This window comes from Streptomyces sp. NPDC050085, assembly GCF_044460595.1.
Lineage (GTDB): Bacteria > Actinomycetota > Actinomycetes > Streptomycetales > Streptomycetaceae > Streptomyces.
This window is the reverse complement of the sequence record NZ_JBITJZ010000002.1, coordinates 281,005-303,415: the sequence shown is the minus strand read 5'-3', so window position 1 is coordinate 303,415 and position 22,411 is coordinate 281,005. Positions and strand designations below refer to the sequence as shown.

Annotated in this window: 20 protein-coding genes; 2 read left to right on the top strand and 18 right to left on the bottom strand. The window is 72.0% G+C overall.

What is annotated here, in order from left to right:
- Positions 1 to 32: 32 nt before the first annotated feature.
- On the top strand, positions 33 to 992 hold the full coding sequence (locus tag ACIBUY_RS09725) for a methyltransferase domain-containing protein (protein WP_399152285.1): 960 nt from the start codon (positions 33 to 35) through the stop codon (positions 990 to 992).
- Positions 993 to 1,165: 173 nt separating this feature from the next.
- On the opposite strand, the gene ACIBUY_RS09720 is transcribed toward ACIBUY_RS09725, so the two are convergent.
- From ACIBUY_RS09720 to ACIBUY_RS09635, 18 genes are all read right to left on the bottom strand, one after another.
- Positions 1,166 to 2,401, bottom strand: a complete 1,236-nt coding sequence (locus ACIBUY_RS09720) for an FHA domain-containing protein (protein WP_399152284.1) — start codon at positions 2,399 to 2,401, stop codon at positions 1,166 to 1,168.
- A 97-nt stretch (positions 2,402 to 2,498) separates the two neighbouring features.
- The gene (locus ACIBUY_RS09715) at positions 2,499 to 3,851 is read right to left on the bottom strand and encodes a VWA domain-containing protein (RefSeq protein ID WP_365578806.1); all 1,353 of its coding nucleotides are present in this window, start codon (positions 3,849 to 3,851) and stop codon (positions 2,499 to 2,501) included.
- A 70-nt stretch (positions 3,852 to 3,921) separates the two neighbouring features.
- On the bottom strand, positions 3,922 to 5,244 hold the full coding sequence (locus ACIBUY_RS09710) for a PP2C family serine/threonine-protein phosphatase (RefSeq protein WP_399152283.1): 1,323 nt from the start codon (positions 5,242 to 5,244) through the stop codon (positions 3,922 to 3,924).
- Positions 5,245 to 5,248: 4 nt separating this feature from the next.
- Complete coding sequence (locus tag ACIBUY_RS09705) at positions 5,249 to 7,873, bottom strand: tetratricopeptide repeat protein (protein WP_399152522.1); 2,625 nt, start codon at positions 7,871 to 7,873, stop codon at positions 5,249 to 5,251.
- Positions 7,874 to 7,929: 56 nt separating this feature from the next.
- The gene (locus ACIBUY_RS09700; RefSeq protein WP_399152282.1) at positions 7,930 to 9,228 is read right to left on the bottom strand and encodes a hypothetical protein; all 1,299 of its coding nucleotides are present in this window, start codon (positions 9,226 to 9,228) and stop codon (positions 7,930 to 7,932) included.
- A gap of 73 nt (positions 9,229 to 9,301) precedes the next feature.
- Complete coding sequence (locus ACIBUY_RS09695) at positions 9,302 to 10,351, bottom strand: glutamate ABC transporter substrate-binding protein (protein ID WP_399152281.1); 1,050 nt, start codon at positions 10,349 to 10,351, stop codon at positions 9,302 to 9,304.
- A gap of 14 nt (positions 10,352 to 10,365) precedes the next feature.
- Entirely contained in the window at positions 10,366 to 11,826 is a 1,461-nt protein-coding gene (locus ACIBUY_RS09690; RefSeq protein WP_365578816.1) for a hypothetical protein, read from the bottom strand.
- Positions 11,827 to 11,964: 138 nt separating this feature from the next.
- Positions 11,965 to 12,426, bottom strand: a complete 462-nt coding sequence (locus ACIBUY_RS09685) for a hypothetical protein (RefSeq protein WP_365578818.1) — start codon at positions 12,424 to 12,426, stop codon at positions 11,965 to 11,967.
- Entirely contained in the window at positions 12,423 to 12,938 is a 516-nt protein-coding gene (locus ACIBUY_RS09680) for an RNA polymerase sigma factor (RefSeq protein ID WP_365578820.1), read from the bottom strand. Before ACIBUY_RS09680 ends, ACIBUY_RS09685 begins: the two co-directional genes overlap by 4 nt.
- On the bottom strand, positions 12,922 to 13,359 hold the full coding sequence (locus ACIBUY_RS09675; protein WP_365578822.1) for a DUF3995 domain-containing protein: 438 nt from the start codon (positions 13,357 to 13,359) through the stop codon (positions 12,922 to 12,924). Before ACIBUY_RS09675 ends, ACIBUY_RS09680 begins: the two co-directional genes overlap by 17 nt.
- Positions 13,360 to 13,610: 251 nt before the next feature.
- Positions 13,611 to 14,591: a BadF/BadG/BcrA/BcrD ATPase family protein gene (locus ACIBUY_RS09670; RefSeq protein WP_365578400.1), complete on the bottom strand. Its 981-nt coding sequence runs from the start codon at positions 14,589 to 14,591 to the stop codon at positions 13,611 to 13,613.
- A complete protein-coding gene (locus tag ACIBUY_RS09665; RefSeq protein WP_365578402.1) occupies positions 14,582 to 15,847 on the bottom strand; it encodes a 6-phospho-beta-glucosidase in 1,266 nt (421 codons plus the stop codon). Before ACIBUY_RS09665 ends, ACIBUY_RS09670 begins: the two co-directional genes overlap by 10 nt.
- Before the next feature lie 15 nt (positions 15,848 to 15,862).
- Positions 15,863 to 16,765 carry a carbohydrate ABC transporter permease gene (locus ACIBUY_RS09660; RefSeq protein ID WP_365578404.1) on the bottom strand — a complete coding sequence of 301 codons (903 nt, stop codon included), beginning with the start codon at positions 16,763 to 16,765 and terminating at the stop codon, positions 15,863 to 15,865.
- Between the two features lie 6 nt (positions 16,766 to 16,771).
- Positions 16,772 to 17,707 (bottom strand): carbohydrate ABC transporter permease, encoded by a 936-nt coding sequence (locus tag ACIBUY_RS09655; protein ID WP_399152280.1) that lies wholly within the window; start codon positions 17,705 to 17,707, stop codon positions 16,772 to 16,774.
- Between the two features lie 17 nt (positions 17,708 to 17,724).
- Positions 17,725 to 19,062: an ABC transporter substrate-binding protein gene (locus ACIBUY_RS09650; RefSeq protein ID WP_399152279.1), complete on the bottom strand. Its 1,338-nt coding sequence runs from the start codon at positions 19,060 to 19,062 to the stop codon at positions 17,725 to 17,727.
- Between the two features lie 97 nt (positions 19,063 to 19,159).
- Positions 19,160 to 20,326, bottom strand: a complete 1,167-nt coding sequence (locus tag ACIBUY_RS09645) for an ROK family transcriptional regulator (RefSeq protein WP_399152278.1) — start codon at positions 20,324 to 20,326, stop codon at positions 19,160 to 19,162.
- A 112-nt stretch (positions 20,327 to 20,438) separates the two neighbouring features.
- A complete protein-coding gene (locus tag ACIBUY_RS09640) occupies positions 20,439 to 20,798 on the bottom strand; it encodes a hypothetical protein (protein ID WP_399152277.1) in 360 nt (119 codons plus the stop codon).
- A 37-nt stretch (positions 20,799 to 20,835) separates the two neighbouring features.
- A complete protein-coding gene (locus tag ACIBUY_RS09635) occupies positions 20,836 to 21,378 on the bottom strand; it encodes a helix-turn-helix domain-containing protein (RefSeq protein WP_399152276.1) in 543 nt (180 codons plus the stop codon).
- Between the two features lie 81 nt (positions 21,379 to 21,459).
- Here ACIBUY_RS09635 and ACIBUY_RS09630 point away from each other — a divergent pair, with 81 nt between their 5' ends.
- The gene (locus ACIBUY_RS09630) at positions 21,460 to 22,395 is read left to right on the top strand and encodes an alpha/beta fold hydrolase (protein WP_399152275.1); all 936 of its coding nucleotides are present in this window, start codon (positions 21,460 to 21,462) and stop codon (positions 22,393 to 22,395) included.
- The last annotated feature ends 16 nt before the right edge of the window (positions 22,396 to 22,411 follow it).

Here is a 22,411-nt window from a genome sequence, read left to right as displayed (position 1 = left end):
GGCCCTAGGACCCGGGGCTGCACAGTGGAGGCATGGGCGTGAGCGACGACGTGGAGGTGCTCGCCGCCGGCGCGCGGGCCGCGCTCGTGCGCGAGATCGAGGAGAGCGGCGTCTGGGAGGCCGACTTCACGTGGCGGGACGTGTTCGCGCGCGTGCCGCGCCATCTCTTCGTGCCGTACTACTTCGTGGGCGTCCCCGGCGGTTACGAACGGCTGTGGGGCGGGCATCCCGACCCCGAACGGCGCGGGCGGTGGCTGCGCGGTGCGTACGCGGACCAGCCCCTGGCCACCCGGCTGCGCGACGGGGAACTCGTCTCCTCCAGCAGCCAGCCCTCGCTGATGGCACGGATGCTGGTGGAACTCGACGTGCGAGAGGGGAACCGGGTCCTGGAGATCGGCGCGGGGACGGGGTACAACGCCGCCCTGCTGGCCGACCGGCTCGGCGACGACCTCGTCACCACCGTGGACCTCGACCCCGAGATCACCGAGTCGGCGCGGGCGCATCTCGCTGCCGCGGGGTACCGGCCCGCCGTCGTCACCGGGGACGGGGTGCGCGGGTGCCCGGAGCGGGGCCCGTACGACCGGATCGTCGTGACGTGCGCGCTGCGCTCGGTGCCGGCCGGCTGGCTCGGGCAGTGTCGGCCGGGGGCCCGGGTCCTCGCGCCGGTGTCGACGGGGCTGCTGGCGCTGACCGTGCGGGACGCGGGGTTCGCGGAGGGCCGGTTCCTGGAGACCTCGGCGTACTTCGTGGCGTTGCGGGGCGGGGCACGGGCCCGGGTGGGCGAGGCCGCCCTGCGGGTGCGGGACGACTCGCTCAGGTTCTTCCTGACCCTGACGGCGGGGGTGCTCGAACCGGATGAGGCGCGGGCCGTGTGGGAGCAGGAGGGGCGGCCGGGGCGGGAGCGGTTCGGGGTGACGGTGCGGAGGGCCGGGCAGTGGGCCTGGCTGGACGATCCGGCCGGGCCCTATGCGTGGGCGCTGCCCGACGCCTAGGCGTCCGGCCGGGTGCGCGGTGTTCGCGACTGCGCCCCTGAGATGGCGCACGAAGTGCGCATCTCAGGGGCGCGGGGAACTGCGCGATCAGCCACGACGCACCGTCGGTCGTCCGGGTCGTCCGGGTCGTCAGGGTCGTCCGACAAGGGCAACCCGGCAGATGCGACGTCCGCTCAACCCCGGTGGATCGTGATCGTCGTCCACGCCCCGACGTGCACCCGGTCACCGTCCTGCAGCGGCACCGGAACGAACGGCTGGATGGGCTCCTCGCCGCCGTTGACCGTCGTGCCGTTCGTCGAGTTCTGGTCGACGACCGCCCACGTGCCGTCCGGCTGCTGCACGAGCACCGCGTGGGAGTGCGAGACGCCCGGGTCCTCCGGCGGCACCGACAGGTCGATGTCGGGGGTGTCACCGGTGGAGTGGCGGCGGCGGCCGATCGTGATCTGGTTGCCGACGAGCTGGCGCTGCTGCTCGGGCGAGTACGCGGGCAGGTTCAGGCCCGACGCCTCGGGGCCGCTGCGCTGCATCATCGCCATGAAGTAGTCGCGGTCGGGGCCGATCGTCGCGGACCAGGACAGCGGGGCCTGCGGCTGCTGCGGCGGGTACTGCTGCTGCGGAGGCTGCTGCTGGTACGGGGGCGCGGTCGTCGACGGCGCCTGCGAGGACGGCGGGGAGATCACCCAGTCGTCACCGTTCGTCCCACCGGGACCGGGACCACCGGGGCCGGGACCACCGGGGCCGGGGCCGCCGGGACCGCCACCGAAGGACGGGTTCGACGGGACGGGCGGCGGACCCTGCGGGTCGGCGTACGGCGGCGGCGCGGGCGGGCCCGGCTGCATCGGCGCGGGCGCCGGCGGCTGCTGCTGGAACGCCTGCGGGACGCCCCCCGTGCCGTTCGGACCCGGCGGCGGGAACGGGGACGGGCCCGAGGGCTCACTGCCGAACGGGTTCGGCGGGATCGGCTCGGCGGGCCGGTTGACCTGAGAGGGGCGCGAGCCCTGGTACTCGTACGGGTCGGCGCTCTGCGGCGGCTGCTGCTGGAAGCGCAGCGCCGGGTTCGGCCCCTGAGGACTGCCGGGGCCGCCGGGTCCGCCCGGTCCGCCCGTGGTGGGCAGCGGCGGGTTCGGAGCGGCCGGGGTGTACGACGTCGCCGTGTTCGTGAGGAAGTTCCAGCGGCACTCCTCGCAGAACGGGGCGCCGCCCTCGCGCGGCGTCCGGCACTGCGGGCACAGCTCCGGAGCCCCGCCCATGCCCTGCGGCTGCCGCGGCGGGTACTGCTGCTGCGGGTAGCCGTAGCCGGCGGCCGGCGGCGGCGGAGGGGGCGGGGGCACGGCACCGGCCATGCGGTGACCGCAGACCTCGCACCAGTCGTCGGAACCCGACTGGTGTCCGTTCGGGCAGGTCGGCATGTCGGCGCTTCCCCCTCTCCTTCGCACGTACTCGTATTCGTACGCCAGTAAGTCTGAGCTGTTGGTTCTGCTGTTGGTTCTGCTGTTGGTTCTGCGGTTACTTCTTGACGCGAACCGTCTTGGTGGACCGGGTCTCGAGAGTCATCTCGTCGGCCTCCGCGACCTTCGCCTTCAATCGAACAGTACCTTCCGCGGCATCCACCACGTCCACCACCTTCGAAAGCAGTTTCGCCGTATCGGCGTTTCCCGAGAGTGCCGCGAGCTGCACCGCACGGCCGAGTTTCGCGGTGGCCCCGTCCGCATCGCCCGCTTTGCGTGCGTCCAGGCCCTGCTGGATGACCTGGGCGAGTTCGGCCTGGCCCGTGTAGTGCGCCACCTGCGGGTTGATGGACGTAGAGGCGGCCATGTCGTCCGTCCACACGGCGCGGACGAGGCCCTGCGACAGGGTCTGCGCGGGGCCGTCCCCTTGGGGGATCACCAGGGAGACGCGGGCGGCCAGCATTTCCTGGCCCAGGTCGGCGTGCGGGACCTGGACGCACACGTGGTAGTCGCGGGACTCGTCGCCCCAGGAGCCGGTCGGGTAGTCCCCGGCGCGGGGGCCCGCCTCGGTGCGGCGCTCGGTCAACTCCTCGACGGTGGGCGCCACTTGCTTGACGAACTTGATCTCGGAGCCGAGCGGGGTCCACAGCCGCAGCGCCACGTCCGCGACCTCCTTGCCCATCGCCGTCTCCATCATCTGCGTGAAGTCGGCCGCCAGGTGCGCCGGGTCCGCGACGATGTCGGCGGTGCCGAGCAGCGCCGAGGCGATGCCTGTGACTTCCTTCACTTCCCAGTCCGTGCCGACGCCGCGGGCGTCACAGGTGAAGCGGCCCGCCGTCGCGTCCAGGGTCGTACGGAGGTCTTCCGGCGACTCGTGCTCGTTGCGGCCGTCGGTGAGCAGGATGCCGTGGCGCACCGAGGACGCGGGGACCTCGGCGGAGGACAGCAGGCGGTCGGCCAGGCGCAGCCACGTGCCGATCGCGGTGCCGCCGCCCGCGGAGAGCTTGCGCAGCGCCTGCTTGGCCTGGTCGCGGGTGGTCGGATCGGCGACGGCGAGGCGGCCGCCGCCCGGGTAGACCTCCTTGGCGACGTGCGTGCCCGCGATCACCGCGAAGTGCACGCCGTCGCGCAGGGTGTCGATCGCGGCGGCCGAGGCCTCGCGGGCGCCCCGCATCTTCGTCGGCGGATAGTCCATCGAGCCGGAACAGTCGACCATCAGCGCCACCGCGGCGTCCGGGCCGCCCCCGCTGCCGTACAGGTGCGGGGCGCCCACCGCGCTGCCGATGGTGCCGCCGCCCGTGGACGTCACGGTGACGATCGCGTTGACCTCGCGGCCGCCCTCGGGCAGGTACTCGTTCTGATAGACGTCCACCGAGAACGACGGGACGTTCGACTTCGAGAAGTTGGCCATGGTGACAAGTCCCCCCTGCTGTGTTTACCCGGGGGACAACCCCCGGACCCCCGGCCGGACATGAGTCCGCCTAGGCCGATCCTGCCCCTGACGGCGGGACCGGGAACGGCAGCACCGCCACTGTTACGTTGTCGTGGCCCCCACCGTCCAGGGCGTGACCGACGAGCACCTGGGCGGCGTGCAGCGGGCGCGCGGCGGCGTCCGCGGGCACGACCCGGGCCATCGCGTCGGCGGCCTCCGCGTAGTTCCACAGCCCGTCGGTGCACACCACCACCACACCAGGCCGGTCCGGCTTGAAGGAAGCGGTGTGCGGCTCCAGTTCGTAGGCGTCCGCGCCGAGCCAGCCCGTGATGGCGTGGGCCCGCTCGTCGGCGTACGCCTCCGCCTCGTTCATCAGGCCCGCGGCCACCATCTGCGCGGCCCACGAGTCGTCCTCGGTGAGCCGGGCCGCGGGTGCGGTGCGGTTGTCGGGCACCCAGTAGGCGCGCGAGTCGCCGACCCAGCCGACGACGAGCAGTTCCTTGGTGACGATGGAGCCGACGAAGGTGCACGCCGGCGCGTTCTGGTGCGGCTGGTGCTCGCGGGCCGTCTCGGGCTCCTGCGCAAGCGCGTTGACCGCCTCGGCGGCCACGACGATCGCCTCGTGCATGGCCTGCTGCGGGTGCGTGCCGCGCGGCAGCGAGTCGTGCAGCGCCTCGTTGGCCGCGCGGGACGCGGCGAGGGAGGCGTCGTCGGGGCGCGTCGCGGAGGACACGCCGTCGCAGACGACGGCGACGACCGCGGGGGAGCCGTCGGGCAGCGCCGCCGAGGAGATCGCGAACGCGTCCTCGTTGCGGTGGTGGCGCAGCCCCCGGTCGCTGACCGCGGCGACCGCGCCCAACTCCTGCTCCATGTGGTCGCGTTCGCGCGGCTGGGCGTGTCCGCAGTTCTCGCAGTAGCCGTCCGGGTCCACGGTGCCCGCGCGGCAGGCGACGCACAGTTTGGTGCCGGCGGGCGGCGTCGCCGCCTCCAGCTCCTCGGCCGTCGCCGTCCGCGGATCGGGCGCCGCGAGCTCGAAGTCACTGCTCACGGCCGGGCTCTCGACCGGGTCGTCGAACCGTACGGCCGTGGGCAGTTCGGCCCCGCCGGAGTCCGTGCCCTCCAGGTCGGTCGGCAGGTGCACCGGCGCGGGAGTGTCCGAACTGTCCAGTTCGGGCGCGGTCGGCCACTCCACGGACTCCGCCTCGCCCGCCGCTCCCGGTGCTTCGGGCGCGGCGATGGTCAGCGTCGGCTGGTCGTCCGGCACCTGGGGCACCGACGACAGGTCGTATCCGCACGCCCCGCAGAAGCGGTCGCTCTCGTCGAGCGGCTCCTCGCAACTGGGGCAAGCGGCCAGCTGGTGCGTCTGCGACATCAACTCACACCCACGTCCGGGGGCGGTAGCGGTTGGCCCGCTCCACCAGATCGATCCTCTCCTCGCCCCTTGAAGCGAGCCTGGCCAGTGTCCGGTACGAGCGCTCCAGGCCGAGGCGCAGGCCGCGCTCGTCCAGGTCGTTGCCGAGCACCACCGCACGTACGGGGCCTGCCGGCTGACCGGAACCCTGCCTACCGGAGAGTACCCAGTCGAGCGCCGTGCCGAGGACCTCGGTCGACAACTGCTCGCGGCGCACCGCGTCCAGGCCGAACGAGTCCAGGGCCTCGACCTGTCCGGCCGCGGCCGTCAGATCGTTCAGCAGGGGGTCCCCGTTGACACCTTCGGTCATACGTCCCCGAAGGCGCGCCCGCACCGAGGCGACGCGGGCCGCCGTGTAGTGGATCGACGACTCCGGGACCGACTCCAGGGTGCGCACCGCGCCGCCCCGGTCGCCGGCCGCGAGCTGCACCCGGGCGAGCCCGAACGCGGCGCTCACGTAGCTGGGGTCGGTGGCCCACACGAGGCGGTAGTACTCCGCCGCGTTGTCCAACTGCCCCAGCACTTCCGCGCACACGCCGAGCGCCAGCTTCGGGGCGGGCTCGCCGGGGAACGCGTCGTAGATCGCGTCGAAGGACAGGGCCGCGCTCTCGTGGTCGCCCGTCGCGAGCGCCGCGACACCCCGGTACCAGACCACCCGCCAGTCGTCCGGATGGTCGGCCTCGAGCGCCGTCAACCCCCGTACGGCCGAGTCGAGTTCGCCCATTTCGAGGCGGGCCCGCAGCTCGCGCAGACGCAGCTCGAGGGAGCCGGTGGGCGCCGCGTGCAGCGCCGAGATCAGCTCGGCGGGGGCGGAGGCCATCAGGCCCGCGAGGAACCCCGCGTTCGGGTCGCCCGGGTCCACCCGCGGCACCGGAAGCGCGAGCGCGGCCGCCGGGGTGTGCAGCCGTTTGACGAGCGCGGACGGGGACGGCGGAAGGGCGGGCACCGGCGCGGGAGCGAGCTCCGCGGCCCTCTTGCGTACGCGCACGGGGATCGCCCGTGATCCGAGCCGGGACACCTCGCCTTCGAGGCGGGCGAACAACTCCGTGTCGGTGACCTTCACTTCGGGCCCGAAGAGCGTGGACAGGGCCGGGCGCGGCCGGTTCGTCTGCAGCGCCACGACCTCGCGCAGCACGCCCGTCAGCTGCTCGGCCATCTCCTGCGCGGAGGCGAACCGGCGGGCCGGGTCGGGGTCCGTGGCGCGCACGAGCAGCCGGTAGAAGGACTCGTAGCGGCGGAAGACCTCGATGTTGTCGGGGTCGGGCAGCGAGTCCACGTAGACGTTCGTGTAGCCCTGGAAGTCGAAGGTGAGGACCGCGAGCGTACGGGCGACGGTGTACAGGTCGGAGGCGACGGACGGGCCGACCTCGGCGACCTCGGGCGCCTGGTAGCCGACCGTGCCGTAGATCGCGGACTCGTCGTCGTCCATCCGCCGGACCGCGCCCATGTCGATGAGCTTGAGCTGGTCCTCGGTCTGTATCGCGTTGTCGACCTTGAAGTCGCAGTACAGGAGGTTGCGGCTGTGCAGGTGGCCGAGGGCCTCCAGCGCCTCGATGCCGTACGCGCAGGCCTGCTCGACCGGGAGCGGGTCGCGCTTGCCGTCGACCGTGCGCCGGTCGTTGGCGATCTCCTTCAGGGACTTGCCGCCGACGTACTCCATGACGATGTAGCCGTCCATGGATCCGGTGCGCTGGTCGAGGTGCTCCACGAAGTTGTAGATCCGCACGATGTTGCTGTGCTCGATCTCCGCCAGGAAGCGGCGCTCGGAGATCGCCGCCGCCATCGCGTCCTGGTCGCCTGTGTCGAGCAGGCCCTTGAGGACGACCCAGCGGTCGGAGACGGCGCGGTCGACGGCGAGGTAGACCCAGCCGAGACCGCCGTGCGCGAGGCAGCCCACGACCTCGTACTGGCCGTGCACGATGTCGCCCGCGGAGAGCTTGGGCATGAACGAGTACGGGTGGCCGCACTTCGTGCAGAACCCTTCCGTCCGGCCCGGCCGGTCACCGCGCGCACGCCCCACCGGGGCCCCGCAGTCCGAGCGCGAGCAGAATCGCTTCCGCTCGGGGACCTCCGGGTTCTTCTGCACCATCTCGCGCGGGTCGGGCCGCGGCACGTCCGGGACGCGCACCAGGCCCGCGCCGAGCCGCGCCCGGCCCGAACTGCCCGCCGCCGAACCGGAGCTGCGCACCGACACCGAGCGCGAGGTCGAACTCCCCGACAGGGAACGGGAGAGCCGGCCCGACACCGAGCGGCGCGACTGCGAGGAGCGCGCCGACGCCCTCGACGACGCCCGCGAACTCGACGACGAGCTCTGCGAGCCGCGCGAGCTGTGTCCCTTGCCCGCGATGCCGGTGGGCGGCGACGACACCATGCCGGTGGGCGACACCACCGGGGCGAGCCCGCAGGTGTCGCAGTACAACTCGCCGCCGCCGACGTCCTCGTAGCTCCCCGTGCAGCCGGGGCGCTGACAGGCCGCCGGGCCGGACTCGGCGGGGGCCGCCTGCGCGGGGACCTTGGCCGGCACCCCCTGCACCCCCTGCACCCCCTCGGATTTCAGGCCGCAGGTGTCGCAGTACAGCTCCCCGCCCATGTCCTCGTAGCGCCCCGTACAACCGGGCCGCGTGCACTTCTGCGCCACCGTCATGCCTACGACTCCCCCCTCTGGTCCGTGGGCGCGGACAGCACATCCGCCGCCGCCCGCTGATAACGCAGCACCGCCTCCTCGGCCACCCGCAGGTCACAGGGTGCCGACCACAGCATGCGGCGCGCCGCGTCGTACCGCTCCACCAGGAAGGGATCCTCCGCGAAACCGAGCCGCGCGACCTTCGCCTTGTACGCGTCGAGCCGCCCGCGCAGCTCCGCGCGGACGGCCAGCGGCTGGGTGACCGCCGTCAACGACTCGCGGGCCCGCAGCAGTTCGTCCTCACCCTTGGACTCCAGGGACTCCAGGAGCGGCGAGAGGCGGTGCCACTGGCCGTGCCTGCGGTACTCGGCGGCGAGCGCCAGCTGCTCCTGAAGTGCGGTCGGCGGTCCGGAGACGGCCGGTACTTCCGATGCCGCGATCTTCGCGAGCACCTCGCCGCGCGCCGATCTCGCCTCGGCGAGCGTGCGGTCCGCGCGCGAGAGCACGTCCCGCAGCTTCGCCAGGCGCGCCTCCGCGTCCTGCCGCACGGTCAGCACGGCCTCGATCTCGCGCCGCACCTCTTCCAGGGCGCGCGCCTGCCGGTCGTACGCCGTGGTGTCGGGCCGTCCACCGCCGGGGGCCGAACTCCCGGGCGCCTTCTGCCAGTACGCCAAAGGGTCCGAGACGACTTCCTCGCGCAGCCGGGTCAGCGCGCCCGTGATCCGCTCCAGGTCGTCGCCCGCCGGATGCTCCCCGGGCCGTACGCCCACGGAGTGCGCCAGCTGGCGGGTGCGGCCCAGCTCGGCCGCGAGCATGTCGATGCGGGCGGGCAGCGCCGACCACACGGCGTCGGCGGCGACGACCATGTCGAGGGACGACGCGTACAGCTCGTTCATCCGCGCCACGAGCGAGGCCAGCGTGAAGTGCTCGGACAGCTTCGCGGGCCCGGTGAGCGTCGGCGCGCCCTGCTGCCCGGCACTGGAGGCGACCGTCACCGAGTCGCCGCGCAGCAGCTCCGTCAGCTGCGCGAGCTCCTCACGGGCGGGCCACTTGCGCCGCGAACGGACCTCGCGCGCGGTGCGCAGCGCGGCCGTGTACGTGTCGAAGTACGTCCACAGCAGCGTGATCGCCTGCTCGGCGGCGGCCCAGCGCTCCCGGGTCGTCCCGGTCAGCTGCGCGCCTTCGAGCAGGCGGCGTCCGGCGTGGTCCTGGAGTGCGAGCAGCGACGTCTCGATGGCCTCGTGCTCGGCGCCGAGCCGGGCCAGGGCACGGTCCACCTCGTCCCGGTCCATCACCGGACCAGGGGGTCCCGCGACGCCCATCGATCACCTCTCGCTTCCCTCGGATCCCACAACCGGCCGACGGTGACGGCCGGTTGACCGCCACCAGCTTGCCTCACTTGTACTTCGGTGCGGGCGGCCCCGCGGACGGACCGAGCGCCGGCTCGAGCCACTTCGCGTACGACGCCCTCCAGCCGTCGCTGCCGGCGCGGTAGTCGTCCAGGACCTGGTTGACCCGGGCCACCAGGCCGTCCGCGCCCTGCTTCATCGCGACACCGTAGAACTCCGTGGTGAACGGCTTGCCCTTGAGCTCCACCGTCGGGTCCTGCGCGGCCTGGCTCGCGGCGAGCGCGCCGTCGGTGACCACCGCGTCCACCTCGCCGAGCTGCAGGCGCACCAGGCAGTCCAGCTGGTTCGGCACGGTCGTGGAGATGTCGGTGTCCGCCGGGAGCGTGCCCTTCGCCTTGCCGTCCTTCAGCGCCGACTCGGCCGTCGAACCGGCCGCCGAGCAGACCCGCTTGCCCGCGAGCGAGGCGCCGAAGCCCTTGATGTCCGTCGCGGTCTTCGGGGCGAGCACCTGCTGGCCGGTCTGGAAGTACGCGGTGGAGAACGCGACGTCCTTGAGGCGGTCGCAGCTGATCGTCATCGTGCGCACCACCATGTCGACCTGGCCGCTCTTGATCGCCGGGATGCGCTGGTTCGTGGGGATGGCCTTGAAGCGGATCTTGTCGGGGCTGCCGAGGAGCTCCTTCGCGATCTCATGGGCGAGATCGATGTCGAAGCCCTCCAACTCGCTCGACCTGTCCGTGTTGTTGGGGTCGCGATAGCCCCACCGGTAGCTGTTCTGGTCGACGCCGACCGACAGATAGCCGCGGTTCCTGATCGCCTGCACCGCGGCGCTGCTGTCGTCGCCCGACGCGCGCACGCTGCGCTCCGGCTCCTTGCCCTCGACCTTCGGGTCGCAGTCCTCCGCCCTCGTCTGCACACCGGTGCCGACGCCGCCGGAGCCGATGCCCGTACTGCCGTCGCCCTCGCCGCCACTGCCGCCGCGCTGCGTCAGGGGGAGCAGCAGGGCGCACACCACCGCCAGGGCACAGGCGAGAGCCATCGCCGCCACGCCGCCCCAGCCGCGCAGACTCACCTTCGACGTCCCTCGCTCGGCCATCACCGCACCCCCTCTCACCGGTACTCCGAAAGCCTGCGCCCGATGCCGAACACCGCGCCCGCCGCGGCGAGGACCGCCAACAGGGCGGCGCCGAAGGGCAGTCCGGTCATCGCGTCGCGCCCGTCGCCCGCGTCCGCGCTGAACTGACGCTGCTCGTGCGCGAGCGCCTTGTCGAGATTCAGGTCCACCTGATCGAAGCACTCACCCGTCGGCTTGTCGCCCTTCGCGCCGCCGATGACCTTGTCGAGGGCGCCCTGGTAGTTGCCGGCGTCGTCCTTCGCGCGGGCGTCCGTGTGGCGCTTGCGCCATTCCTGCATCGCGCCGTTCGCCCCGTCCACCGGCGTGCTCGCGGCCTTGTCGCCACCTGCCATGGAGTCCGCCGTCTTCAACTTCGCGGCCAGCGTGTTCATCTGCTGCTGGAAGTCGACGTCGTACTTGTCCTTGGTCTCGCCGCCGACGCTGACCGTCTCGGCGCCGCGGCTGACCAGCGTCAGGTTCTCGCTTCCGCGCGCCTTCAGGGACGCGATGCTCGCGTCGTGCAGCACGTTCAGCGACCGTACGCCGTCGTCGTACGACGCGTTGAGCCCGCTGCGCGCCACCGTGTGGCCCACGACGAGCCACAGCAGGACGATCACGGAGGCGGCGGTCGCGGCGAGCATCCCCTGGTTGAACACCCGGTTCGTACGCCGGTAGTGGCGCCGCTGCGCCCAGGCCAGGGCGGCGAGGGCGAGCACGCCGAGTGCGATCGCGATCCAGGGGTAGGGCGTCGCCGAGTCGTAGTCGTCGCGCAGCCGCTGGTTCTCGTTCTTGTACAGGTCCTCCGCGGCCGGGAGCATCTCCGTCTGCATCTTCTGGTTCGCGTACCGCAGATAGGCGCCGCCGAGGGGGAAGCCCTGCCGGTTGTTGGCCCGGGCCCGCTCGATGAGGCCCTTGTACTCGGGCAGCAGCGTGTTCAGCTTCGCGATCGTCATCGCCGAGGGGGTGCCGGGGTTCGTGCTGGCCGCGGCCGTCACGAGCTTGGCGGCGGCGGTCTTGATGTCCTTCTCGTACCGGTCGCGCACGGTGGCCGGCTCCTGCCCGCCCGCCAGGAAGCCGCTGGACGCCGCGGTGTTGGCGTCCGCGAGCGAACGGTAGATGTCGGCGGCGTCCGCGGTCAGCGGCTGGCTGGAGTGCAGCACGTCGTCCGCGGCCGCCGAGCGGTCCGTCATCTGCCAGGCCGTCGTCGCCCCGAACGCGACGACCAGCAGCGCGAGCACGGCCCCGATGAGGCGCAGCCGTCCCGGCTCCGTGGTGGCCGCGGAGCGCAGCCGGTCCACGCCCTCCGCCCAGGCGGTGCGGCGCGCGGGTGCGGCAGGCGCCGGTGCCGGGTCAGTGGCACCACGCGTCGCTTGCGGCGGCACGGGCGGTCCTGTCGGCACTGTCGGCGCGGCACCGCGCCCGGGCGGTGCCGCGCTCCCGTTCGGCGGGTATGTCACTCTCGACCCTCCCCCATGGAGTCGTACGTCGGCCGCAAGTATCGCTGCCGCGACTGACATCCGCACAGGCATTGACTCGATCTTGTTTGCGGGCCCTCCTCTTGAACACGTGGCGGGGGTGGGTTCGGTTCCCGTCGTTCAGACGAGTCCGGCGAGTCTGTCCAGCGCACGACGGCCCTCGCGGCGCACCCCGAGCGGCACCAGCGCGGCCCGCCCCGGCACCCGCACGCCGCCGGTGAACGCCACCCGGGTGCCGTCCCCGTCGGCCACCGCGGCGACGCCGACCAGCAGGAACCGGCTCTGCAGCCAGCACCAGCCGGGCCGCTGGACCCCACGCAGCCGCGCCCGCATGCCGTACCTGCTGCGGGCCAGCGCCTCCACGCGCTCGCCGTCCCTGCGTACGACCCGTACGTCACGCATGTCGGTGACGACCTTCCCGAACTCGCCTTCCAGATCGGACAGAAGAGCCCCCACGCGCGCGTAGGGCGCATCGATGCGGCCCTCGGTGACCGTGGCGCCGGGGACGGCGGCGGCCAGCACGTGCAGCCGCCGTACGGGATCGAGCTCGGCCCGCGGCCACGACTCGGTGCGGTCATTCATGACGTCCACGCCTTCCGGAAGGTCTCACGGGCCCGGGACAGCCGGGACTTGACGGTGCCGACGCGCACGCCGAGCAGCTCGGCCGCGGCCCGCTCGTCCAGGCCCTCCACGTCACGCAGCACGAGAACGGCCCGGTGCTCGGGCGACAGCCGGTCCAGTACGTCCTTGATGTCTGCGGCGAGTTCGGGGTCGCCGCGCCCCGGCAGCGTGCTCAGGTCCAGCGGCACGGCCCGCGCCGAACGCCGCGCCACCCGCACCGCCTCCCGTACGGCGATGGCACGCGCCCAGCCGCGCAGCGCCGCCGGGTCCTTCAGCGTCCGCAGCGACTTGAAGACGGCGACGAGCGTCTCCTGTGCGGCGTCCGCGCCGTCGTCCAGCGCGATCGGGCCGCAGATCCGCCCTACGTAGGGCGCGAGTTCGTCGAGCAGGGCCGCCATCGCGAGGGTGTCGCCGCGCTGGGCGGCCCGCACGGTTTCCGCGGTCTGCGTCTTCGGGTCAGACACGTACGGCATCTTCCCGGTACGTCGTGGAGCCCGCGCGGGCGACCCGGAGCGCAGAGACGGCCAGGGCGGCACACAAGGGCGTGTACAGGCCGAGGTTGAGCCAGTAGAAGGCGCTGCCCGGGTCCTTCTCGACGATCCAGTACAGCCCGGCCGCCCCGCGCAGCGCGAGCCCTGCGGCGACGGCGGCCGTGCCGAGCCGCCACAGCGGCCGGGGCCGCCGGGCGCAGGTGGCGACGACGCCGGACGCGCCGAGCAGGAGCGCGGCCAGCGGGAGCACCACGGGTGGGGTGAACGGGGCGTCCAGGCCCAACACGGCGTCGCTGAGCGCGTGCTGGTCGGCGGCGGGCCAGGTCGCCCCGGTCGCCCAGTAGACGTGCGCGAGGCCGTCGAGGGTGAGGACGGTGGCTACGAGGGTGGCGTTCTTGTTCACGGGGTGGTCCTCCAGGGGTGCGCGATCGGTTGCGGCACGTACTGGAGGAGGCGGGCCGGTAAAAGGTTCCCGGGGTTCTTCGCCGGTTCGCCGTAACTTCGGTTCCACGAGGGCGGCTGCCGGCCGGTGGGGCTTCTCGCGCAGTTCCCCGCGCCCCTGAGATGCACGCCCTTCGGGCGTGCATCTCAGGGGCGCGGGGAACTGCGCGACCAGCCACGACGAAGGTCGCACCCGCAATCGCGCCGGCGAAGCTACGGCGCGTAGTGCGCCCGCACCCGCGCATGCACCTCCGGCGGCGAGCCCACCGCGTCGAGGCCCAGCAGCGCCGCCCCCAGAACAGGCCGCTCAGAGACCACCCGGGGCGTCGCCTTGGGCGCCTGCTCGGCGAGCAAGTCACGTATACGCGTGTCCAGTTGGGGGTGCTGGGCGGCGAGTACGCTGCCGCCCAGCAGGACCGGGACCTCGTCGTCCAGGAGGTCCAGGCGGCGCAGGGCCACCGTGGACATGGCGACCACCTCGTCCGCCATCCGGTCGACCAGCGACCGGGCCACCACGTCACCCTCCGCCGCGGTGGCGAAGAGCACCGGCGCGCACTCGTGGCGGCGTTCGAACGGCACGTGCTCGAGGTGCAGCGCCTCGATCAGCGCGTACATCGAGGTGAGCCCGAAGTGCGCGGGCAGCGTCCGCATCAGGGCCGTGGGCACCCCGCGGCCGTCCTCGGCGCGGGCCGCGTACCAGAGGGCCTCCTCCGCCAGGCCCCCGCCGCCGCCCCAGTCGCCGGAGATCTTGCCGATCGCCGGGAAGCGGGCGGTGCGCCCGTCGGGGAGCATGCCGACGCAGTTGACGCCGGCGCCGCAGACGACGGCCACGCCGCGCGGCTCCGCGTCCTCGAGCAGTCCCGCCCGCAGCACGGCGAACGTGTCGTTGCGCACGTCGACGCTCGACGAGGACGACCAGCCGCGGGCGCGCAGCGCGTCCGCCAACTCCCTTTCCTCCACGGGCAGATCGGCGTTGGCCAGACACGCCGAGACGTGCCCGACCGAGGTCAGACCCGCCTGGCCGAGCGCCCGCGACACCGCGTCCGCGAGGACGTCCACGGCGGCCGTGACGCCCACCTTGGGCGGTTGGAACCCGCCGCCGCGGGCCGCACCGACGACCACGCCGTCGGCCGCGACCACCGCGACGTCGGTCTTGCTGTTCCCTGCATCGATGGCAAGGACGGTCATGCCCACGCGAGGTGCTCCCGGTTGTGCGCGATCAGCTGGTCGGTGAGCTGCTCGGCGTACTCGTACTGGCCCACCAGGGGGTGGGAGAGAAGTGCCTTGAAGACGCGGTCGCGGCCGCCCCGCAGGGCCGCTTCGAGCGCCAGGTCCTCGTACGCCGTCACGTTGGCGATGAGGCCCGCGTACAGCGGGTCGAGCTGCGCGACGGGCAGCGGGCGGGCGCCCTTGCCGTCGACCGCGGCCTGGACCTCGATGACGGCGTCGTCGGGCAGGAAGGGCAGCGTGCCGTTGTTGTACGTGTTGACCACCTGGTGGGGCGAGCCGCCGCCGCCGAGCAGCGATGCCGCGAGGTCGACGGCCGCCTCGCTGTAGAAGGCCCCGCCCCTCTTCGCCAGCAGTTCGGGCTTCTCGTCCAGCGTCGGGTCGCCGTACATCGTCAGCAACTCCCGTTCCATCTCCGCCACTTGGGCAGCACGGGACGGCTTGGTGCGCAGCTCTCGTACGACCTCGTCATGCTGGTAGTAGTAGCGCAGGTAGTACGAGGGCACGACCCCCAGGCGGTCGACGATCGCGCGCGGCATGTGCAGGTCCTCGGCGACCGCGTCGCCGTGCTCGGCGAGCAGCCGCGGCAGGACGTTCTCGCCGTCGGGGCCGCCGAGGCGGACGCCCAGCTCCCACGTGAGGTGGTTGAGGCCCACGTGGTCGAGGTGGACCTGGGACGGCTGGACGTCGAGGAGCCTCGCGAACTTGCGCTGGAAGCCGATCGCGACGTTGCACAGACCGACGGCCTTGTGCCCGGCCTGGAGCAGGGCGCGCGTCACGATGCCCACCGGGTTCGTGAAGTCGATGATCCAGGCGTTCGGGTTGGCGCGGCGCACGCGCTCGGCGATGTCGAGGACGACCGGGACCGTGCGCAGGGCCTTGGCGAGGCCGCCCGCGCCCGTCGTCTCCTGGCCGACGCAGCCGCAGTCGAGCGGCCACGTCTCGTCCTGGTTGCGGGCGGCCTGCCCGCCGACGCGGAGCTGGAGCAGCACCGCGTCGGCGTCGGCCACGCCCGCGTCCACGTCGGACGTCGTCCGGATGACTCCCGGGTGGCCCTGCTTGGCGAAGATGCGCCGGGCCAGGCCGCCGACCAGTTCGAGGCGGTCGGCCGCCGGGTCGACGAGGACGAGCTCCTCGATGGGCAGGGTGTCCCTCAACCGCGCGAAGCCGTCGATGAGTTCGGGTGTATAGGTCGATCCTCCGCCGACCACTGCGAGCTTCATAACCGAATACCGTCCTTAGCCCTTGACCCCGGTGAGGGTGACGCCTTCGACGAAGGCCTTTTGTGCGAAGAAGAAGACGAGGCAGACCGGCGCCATCACGAGCAGCGTCGCGGCCATCGTCAGGTTCCAGTTGACGCTGTGCGCCGACTTGAAGGATTCGAGGCCGTAACTCAGCGTCCACGACGCCGGGTTCTGGGCCGCGTAGATCTGCGGGCCGAAGTAGTCGTTCCAGCAGTAGAAGAACTGGAAGAGCGCGATCGCGGCGATGCCCGGCTTGGCCATCGGGACCACGATCTTCAGCAGGGTGCGCAGCTCGCCGCAGCCGTCGACCTTCGCCGACTCGATGTACTCCTTCGGGATCGTCAGCAGGAACTGACGCAGCAGGAAGATCGAGTACGCGTCGCCGAACGCCATCGGGATGATCAGCGGCCACAGCGTGCCGGCCAGGTGGAACTGCTGCGCCCACACCAAGTACATGGGGATCACGATGACTTGGGGCGGCAGCATCATCGTCGAGATGACGAGGATCATCGCGGTGCGGCGGCCGCGGAAGCGGAACTTGGCGAGCGCGTACGCCACGGGTATCGCCGAGCACACGGTGAACAGGGTGCCCAGACCCGCGTAGATCAGGGAGTTCTTCCACCAGTCGAGGAAGCCGTCGGTCTCGAAGACGGTCTTGTAGTTCTCCCAGTGCCAGGAGTCCGGCCACAGGTCGCCGCTCATCGCCTGGTCGTCGCTCATCACGGACGTGAGGAAGACGAAGACGAAGGGGAGGACGAAGAGGAGGGCCACGGCGATCGCGATGCTGTGCACGGCGATCCAGTGGAGGATCTCCTTGCGGCGCGGGCGGGCCGGCGCCTGCTCTCTGCGGTCGTCGGCGCCGGTCGTGGCCGGCGGGCGAAGGGTCGTAGTGGTCATGGGGGATCAGTCCTCCGCCGCGAGCAGGCCCGAGCGCTTGCGCATGAGCAGCATGGTCACGGCCATGGCGATCACGAACAGGACGAGCGAGAGCACGCACGCCGCGCCGGTGTTGAAGTTCTGGAAGCCCATCGAGTAGACGAGCTGGGGGACCGTGAGGGTCGAGTGGTCCGGGTAGCCGGGCTGGATCACGGAGCCGGGGCCGATGGAGACGCCGGACGCGATCTTCCCGGCGACCAGGGCCTGTGTGTAGTACTGCATCGTCTGGACGACGCCCGTGACGACGGCGAACATCACGATCGGCGTGATGGACGGCCACGTCACGTACCGGAATCTGCCCCAGGCGCCCGCCCCGTCGAGCTCGGCCGCCTCGTACTGCTCCTTCGGTACGTCGAGGAGCGCGGCCATGAAGATGACCATGAGGTCGCCGATGCCCCACAGGGACAGCAGGACGAGGGACGGCTTGGCCCAGGCCGGGTCGTTGAACCAGTTGGGGCCTTCGATGCCGATCTTGCCGAGCACCTCGTTGACCGGTCCGGTCGAGGGGTTCAGGAGGAAGACGAAGGCGACGGTCGCGGCCACCGGCGGGGCGAGGTAGGGCAGGTAGAAGGCGGTCCTGAAGAAGCCGACACCGCTCTTGATCTTCGTGACGAGCAGGCCGAGCGAGAGGCCGAAGACGACCCGCAGGGCCACCATGATCACGACGAGCCACAGCGTGTTCCACAGGGCCGGGCCGAACAGCGGCATGTCCTGGAACACGTACTTCCAGTTCCTCAGCCCCACGAACGTGGGCGCCTTGATCTGGTTGTAGTGCATGAACGAGAAGTAGACGGTGGCGAGCAGCGGGTACGCGAAGAAGACGCTGAACCCGATCAGCCAGGGGGACAGGAAGCCGAGCGTGCGCAGTCTGCGCCGCGCGGGCCGGGAGAGTGTGAGTGCCATTCTGCTTTCTCCGCCCCTCAGTTCTGCGACTGCAGTGTGTCGGCGTCGATGAGTTTGTCGAGGCGCTTCAGGCCCGACTTCAGGTTCGGGACGCGGCCCGCCTCCTCGGTGTACGAGAAGTCCTGGAGCTGGACGACGTACATGCCGCCGTTCGTCGACGGGGGCAGCACCTGGCTGTACTTGTTCTTCGCGATGTCCAGGAACGTGCGGAACTTCGGATCGGCGTCCAGCTTCGGCGACTTGAGGGCCGCGTTCGTGGACGGGATGTTGTGGATCGCGTTGGCGAACCTGACGACCTGGTCGGTGTCGGCGGTCAGGTACTTCACGAGTTCCCAGGCCGCGTTCTGGTGCCTGCTGCTGTGCGCGATGCCGACGACGGTGCCGGTCAGATAGCCGCGGCCGTACGTCTCCGGCTTGTCGTCGGGGACGGGCAGCGGGGCGACGCCCCAGTCGAACTTCGCCTTGGACTCGTTCAGCATCAGCCCGCGCCACTCGCCGTCCAGGTGCATGGCCAACTTGCCGCCCAGGAAGGCGTTCTGGTTCGACATCTCGTCGCCGAAGGAGGTCCGGAACCGTTCGAGTCGGTCGTAGCCGCCCTGAGCGTCCATCAACTTCTTCGTGGTGTCGAAGAATTGATAGGACGCCGGGTCCTTCGCGAGCCGCGACTTGCCGTCCTTGTCGAAGTACGTCGGACCCCACTGCGCGAACAGCCGGTCGGGGCTGTTCTGGTAGAGCCGGAAGTTCGGCATGAAGCCGACGCGCTTGTACGAGTTCCCGGACTTCTCGGTGAGCTTCTTGGAGTCGGCGACGAACTCGGACATCGTCTTCGGCGGGTGCGTGATGCCCGCCTCCTTGAAGGCGTCCTTGTTGTAGTACATGCCGAAGGCGTCGGCGAGCAGCGGCAGGGCGCACTGGTTGCCGTTGTAGCCCGTGTAGTCGAGCAGGGCCTGGGGGAACACCTTCTTCTTGTCGAGCCCGGTCTTCTTCATGAACGGGTCGAGGTCGGCCCACATGCCGGAGTCGCAGTACTGGCCGACGTTGTTCGTGGTGAAGGACGAGACGACGTCGGGGGCCTCGTCGCCGCCCGCGCGCAGGGCCTGGTTGACGGTGGCGTCGGTGACGTTCCCGACGGACTTCACCTTGATGTTCGGGTGCAGCTTCTCGAAGCGGGCGATCGAGTCGTCGATCGCCTTCACCTCTCCCTCCGCCGACCAGCCGTGCCAGAAGGTGAGGGTGACCGGCTTGGTCGGGTCGTCGGTGGCGCTGCCGGTACTCGGATTGGCACAGCCGGCGAGCAGCAGCCCGGCCGCGGTGAGCAGCACGGGGGCGCGCAGGGGTATACGCCATCGGGGCATGGCGAACGTCCTTTACTGGTACGGGGGTTGGGGAGGTCCGTGAAGAGGTGAGAGGTGCGAGGTGAGGGGCGAGAGGTGACAGGCGAGGGGGTGGCGGTCAGGCGCTGCTGGTGTCGAAGACGGTGGCGCGGGCCTGGGTGAGGGCGGTGCGCAGGGCGCCGGTGAGGATGGGATCGCCATCGAGCTCACTGATCCGCAACTGCGGCCGGGGCAGGGCGAGTCCGGTCAGCTCGTCCTCGACGCGCGCGCGCAGGGCGTCGCCGCCGGCCTGCGGCACCTGCCCGGAGAGCACGACGAGCTGGGGGTCGACGACGGCGACGATGGAGGCGATGCCGGTGGCGAGCCGCCGGGCGACCTCGGCGAGGACGTCCTCGTTCGCCAGCGCCTCGGTCAAGTCCTTGATGCCGCCCGCGAGTTGCCGCACGGCGGGCGCGGCGACCAGGCTCTGGAACCCGCCTCCGGCGTCCTCCCGGGCGAGCACGTCGACGCCGCCGCGGGCCAGCGGGGCGCCGGGCAGCGGCATGTAGCCGATCTCACCGGCGCCACCGGTCGCGCCCCGCAGCAGCACGCCGCCGAGCACGATGGCGGCGCCGACGCCCTCGTCGACGTAGGCGAGGACGAAGTCGTCGTGGTCCTGGGCGGCGCCCTCGTACTGCTCGGCGACGGCGGCGAGGTTGACGTCGTTCTCGATGGCGACGGGCGTGCCGAGCACCTCCGCCAGCTCGGCGCGCAGGGTGCGCGAGTGCCAGCCCGGCAGGTGAGGGGCGTAGCGCAGCTGGCCGGTGCCCGGGTCGATGGCGCCCGGGGTGCCGATGACGGTGGCCGTCAGGTCGTCGTGGCCGAGTCCTGCCCGGCGCAGGGCCCCGTCGACGGCCTCGGTGACGAGCTGCGCGGTGCGGTGGCGCACGTCCTCGGCGACGGCGACCGCCTCGACGCGGCAGCGGCCGCGCTCGACGCCGGTGATGTCGGCGACCACGGCGGTGATGCCGGTCGGGTCGGCGGACAGGGCGGCCACGTGGGCGGAGCCCGGGTCGATCTCGTACAGGACGGCGTTCGGCCCGGGCCGCCCGCTCTGGCTGCCGGTGGTCCGCACGAGCCCGGCGGCTTCGAGCCGCCCGAGGATCTGCGAGGTGGTCGGCTTGGAGAGCCCGGTCAGTTCGCCGATGCGGGTGCGGGTGAGCGGTCCGTGGGCGACGAGGAGGTCGAGGGCGGCGCGGTCGTTCATGGCGCGCAGCACGCTGGGCGTGCCGGGGGTACCAGCCATGGGTCCTGCCTCCTCGCAGCACTGTTAGGAAAGTTTCCTATTGGGGTGCGAGGAACGTAAGACGCATGTGAAGGGGGCGTCAATAGCTGACGCCCCCTGATTGTCCAACTCGTTACGCGGCCGCTGCCGACGGGCCGAGGTACGGGGCGAACTGCTCGGCCACCGCTGCCGCCACCGCGGCCGCGTCGAGCGTGCCGTCGACCTCGATGACGCGGATGCCGAGGCGGCGGGCGCTCTGCACCGCGTCATCGGCGAGCAGCCGGTCACGGGCGATGCGGTTGGCCTGGGCGCGGGCCGGGTCGCTGACCGGCGCGTGGAGAGCGGCGGCGCGCGGGAGGGTGCGGAGCTGGTGTTGCCGGAAGTCCTCGGTGGGCACGAGCGCGACCATCCGCCGGGGTCCGGGAAGACGACCGTGGCCGAACTCATCGCCGAGCAGCACCACTTGACGGCCCATCACACCGCTGCGCGTCACCGATCCGGAGCATGCGGTACAGGGAGGGGCAGGGAGTTCACTCCGGGCCGTCCGCCCCCTCCGCGGGGAACAGGATCGGGCTGATCAGGTAGCGGCTGCGGTCGGGGGTCGGGTCGTTGGTGATGTGCCGTACGAGGACCTCCCTCAACTCGCCGATCAGCGACGCGAGTTCGTCCGGGCTCAGCCACATCGCGTGTTGCCGGTAGCCCACCAGATCGGCGGCCGGGTCGGCGCCGGGGCGGTCGAGGTACGCGTTGAACTCGGCCAGCAGCGTCGCCATCGCCACCGCGAACACCTTGCGGTGCTCCTCGGGCGGCACCGCGGCGGCGGTCTTCGCGTCGATCGCCGCGCGCTCCCGCCGCAGCCGGTAGCGGCGCTCGACGGCGCCGCGCACCCGCTGCTCGCCCTCGACCTCGAGCAGCCCGCCGTCGGCCAGCAGCCCCACGTGCCGGTACACCGTGGCTTTCGACACGTCGGGCAGCAGGGCGCACAACTGGGAAGTGGTCAGGGCCCGTTCGCCGGACAGGGCGTGCACGAGGCGCAGCCGTACGGGGTGCAGGAGGAGATCGACCGAGTCCATCGACGTACGATCTCATGACTGATACCTTTCTCAAACATGAGAACGGTGAGAGCGGCGAGAACGGTGAGAACGGTGAGAGCAGTGCGGACAGCGGGGGCGGCGGGGGCCGTGGTGCACCCGCCCCTAGGGAAGCTGTACGACATCGGCGACGGCCGGACCCTGATGCTGCACCGCTCCGGCGCGGGCGGCCCGCCCGCGGTGTTCCTGGCGGGGGCCGGGGCGATGAGCCTCGACTACCTCAACGCGCACGACCGCGTCGCGGGGCTCACCACGAGCGTGCTCTACGACCGGGCGGGCAACGGCTGGAGCCACGAGGCGGACCTGCCCCGCACCGCGGCCCAAGTGACGGACGAACTGCGCGAGTTGCTGGCGGCCGCCGACGTCCCCGGGCCCTACCTCCTGATCGGCCACTCCCTCGGCGGGGCCTACGCACGCCACTACGCCCGGCGCTTCCCCGACGAGGTCGCGGCCCTGCTCCTGCTCGACCCGTTCCACGAGGACATGGCCGTACGGGCCCCCGCACCGCTGCGCGAGAAGCTGGACGAGATGCTCCGGGCGATGGCGGCCCAGGAGGAGATCGAGCCCACCGCCGCCCAACTGGACGCGGCCCGCGCCCAGTTGGCGACCCGGTTCGCCGCCTGGCCGGAGCCCGTACGCGAACCCCTCGCCGCCCGGCACCTGGCGACCTGGCGCGCCGCGGGCCGCGAGAACCTGAACCTCTACGACGCCGTCGCCGCCGAACTCCGCGCCGCCCCGCCCACCCCCGACATCCCGCTGATCGTGCTCACGGCCCTGGGTCCGGACGCGATGCAGGAACAGACATGGGGCGCGGGCCTGTTCCGCGAGATCAACGAGGCGAAGCGCCTGCTGCACGCGGAACTCGCGGCGGAGTCGCCACGCGGCGAGCAGCGGGTCCTCGACGACGCCGGGCACGGCTGGCTCCACGAGGAACGCCCCGACGCGGTACTCGCGGCGGTCGAGGACCTCCTCGCACCGTCGCGAGGGTCCGTCGCGTAGCGACAGACCCTCCCCG

Bases quoted from the DNA above. Each gene is read 5' to 3' on its own strand.
- ACIBUY_RS09660 (WP_365578404.1), bottom strand. From the start codon at position 16,765: ATGACCACTACGACCCTTCGCCCGCCGGCCACGACCGGCGCCGACGAC.
- ACIBUY_RS09715 (WP_365578806.1), bottom strand. From the start codon at position 3,851: ATGGCCAACTTCTCGAAGTCGAACGTCCCGTCGTTCTCGGTGGACGTC.
- ACIBUY_RS09645 (WP_399152278.1), bottom strand. From the start codon at position 20,326: ATGGCTGGTACCCCCGGCACGCCCAGCGTGCTGCGCGCCATGAACGAC.
- ACIBUY_RS09635 (WP_399152276.1), bottom strand. From the start codon at position 21,378: ATGGACTCGGTCGATCTCCTCCTGCACCCCGTACGGCTGCGCCTCGTG.
- ACIBUY_RS09665 (WP_365578402.1), bottom strand. From the start codon at position 15,847: ATGAAGCTCGCAGTGGTCGGCGGAGGATCGACCTATACACCCGAACTC.
- ACIBUY_RS09720 (WP_399152284.1), bottom strand. From the start codon at position 2,401: ATGCCGACCTGCCCGAACGGACACCAGTCGGGTTCCGACGACTGGTGC.
- ACIBUY_RS09655 (WP_399152280.1), bottom strand. From the start codon at position 17,707: ATGGCACTCACACTCTCCCGGCCCGCGCGGCGCAGACTGCGCACGCTC.
- ACIBUY_RS09695 (WP_399152281.1), bottom strand. From the start codon at position 10,351: ATGGCCGAGCGAGGGACGTCGAAGGTGAGTCTGCGCGGCTGGGGCGGC.
- ACIBUY_RS09685 (WP_365578818.1), bottom strand. From the start codon at position 12,426: ATGAATGACCGCACCGAGTCGTGGCCGCGGGCCGAGCTCGATCCCGTA.
- ACIBUY_RS09705 (WP_399152522.1), bottom strand. From the start codon at position 7,873: ATGGGCGGGGAGCTGTACTGCGACACCTGCGGCCTGAAATCCGAGGGG.
- ACIBUY_RS09680 (WP_365578820.1), bottom strand. From the start codon at position 12,938: ATGCCGTACGTGTCTGACCCGAAGACGCAGACCGCGGAAACCGTGCGG.
- ACIBUY_RS09700 (WP_399152282.1), bottom strand. From the start codon at position 9,228: ATGGGCGTCGCGGGACCCCCTGGTCCGGTGATGGACCGGGACGAGGTG.
- ACIBUY_RS09650 (WP_399152279.1), bottom strand. From the start codon at position 19,062: ATGCCCCGATGGCGTATACCCCTGCGCGCCCCCGTGCTGCTCACCGCG.
- ACIBUY_RS09725 (WP_399152285.1), top strand. From the start codon at position 33: ATGGGCGTGAGCGACGACGTGGAGGTGCTCGCCGCCGGCGCGCGGGCC.
- ACIBUY_RS09710 (WP_399152283.1), bottom strand. From the start codon at position 5,244: ATGTCGCAGACGCACCAGCTGGCCGCTTGCCCCAGTTGCGAGGAGCCG.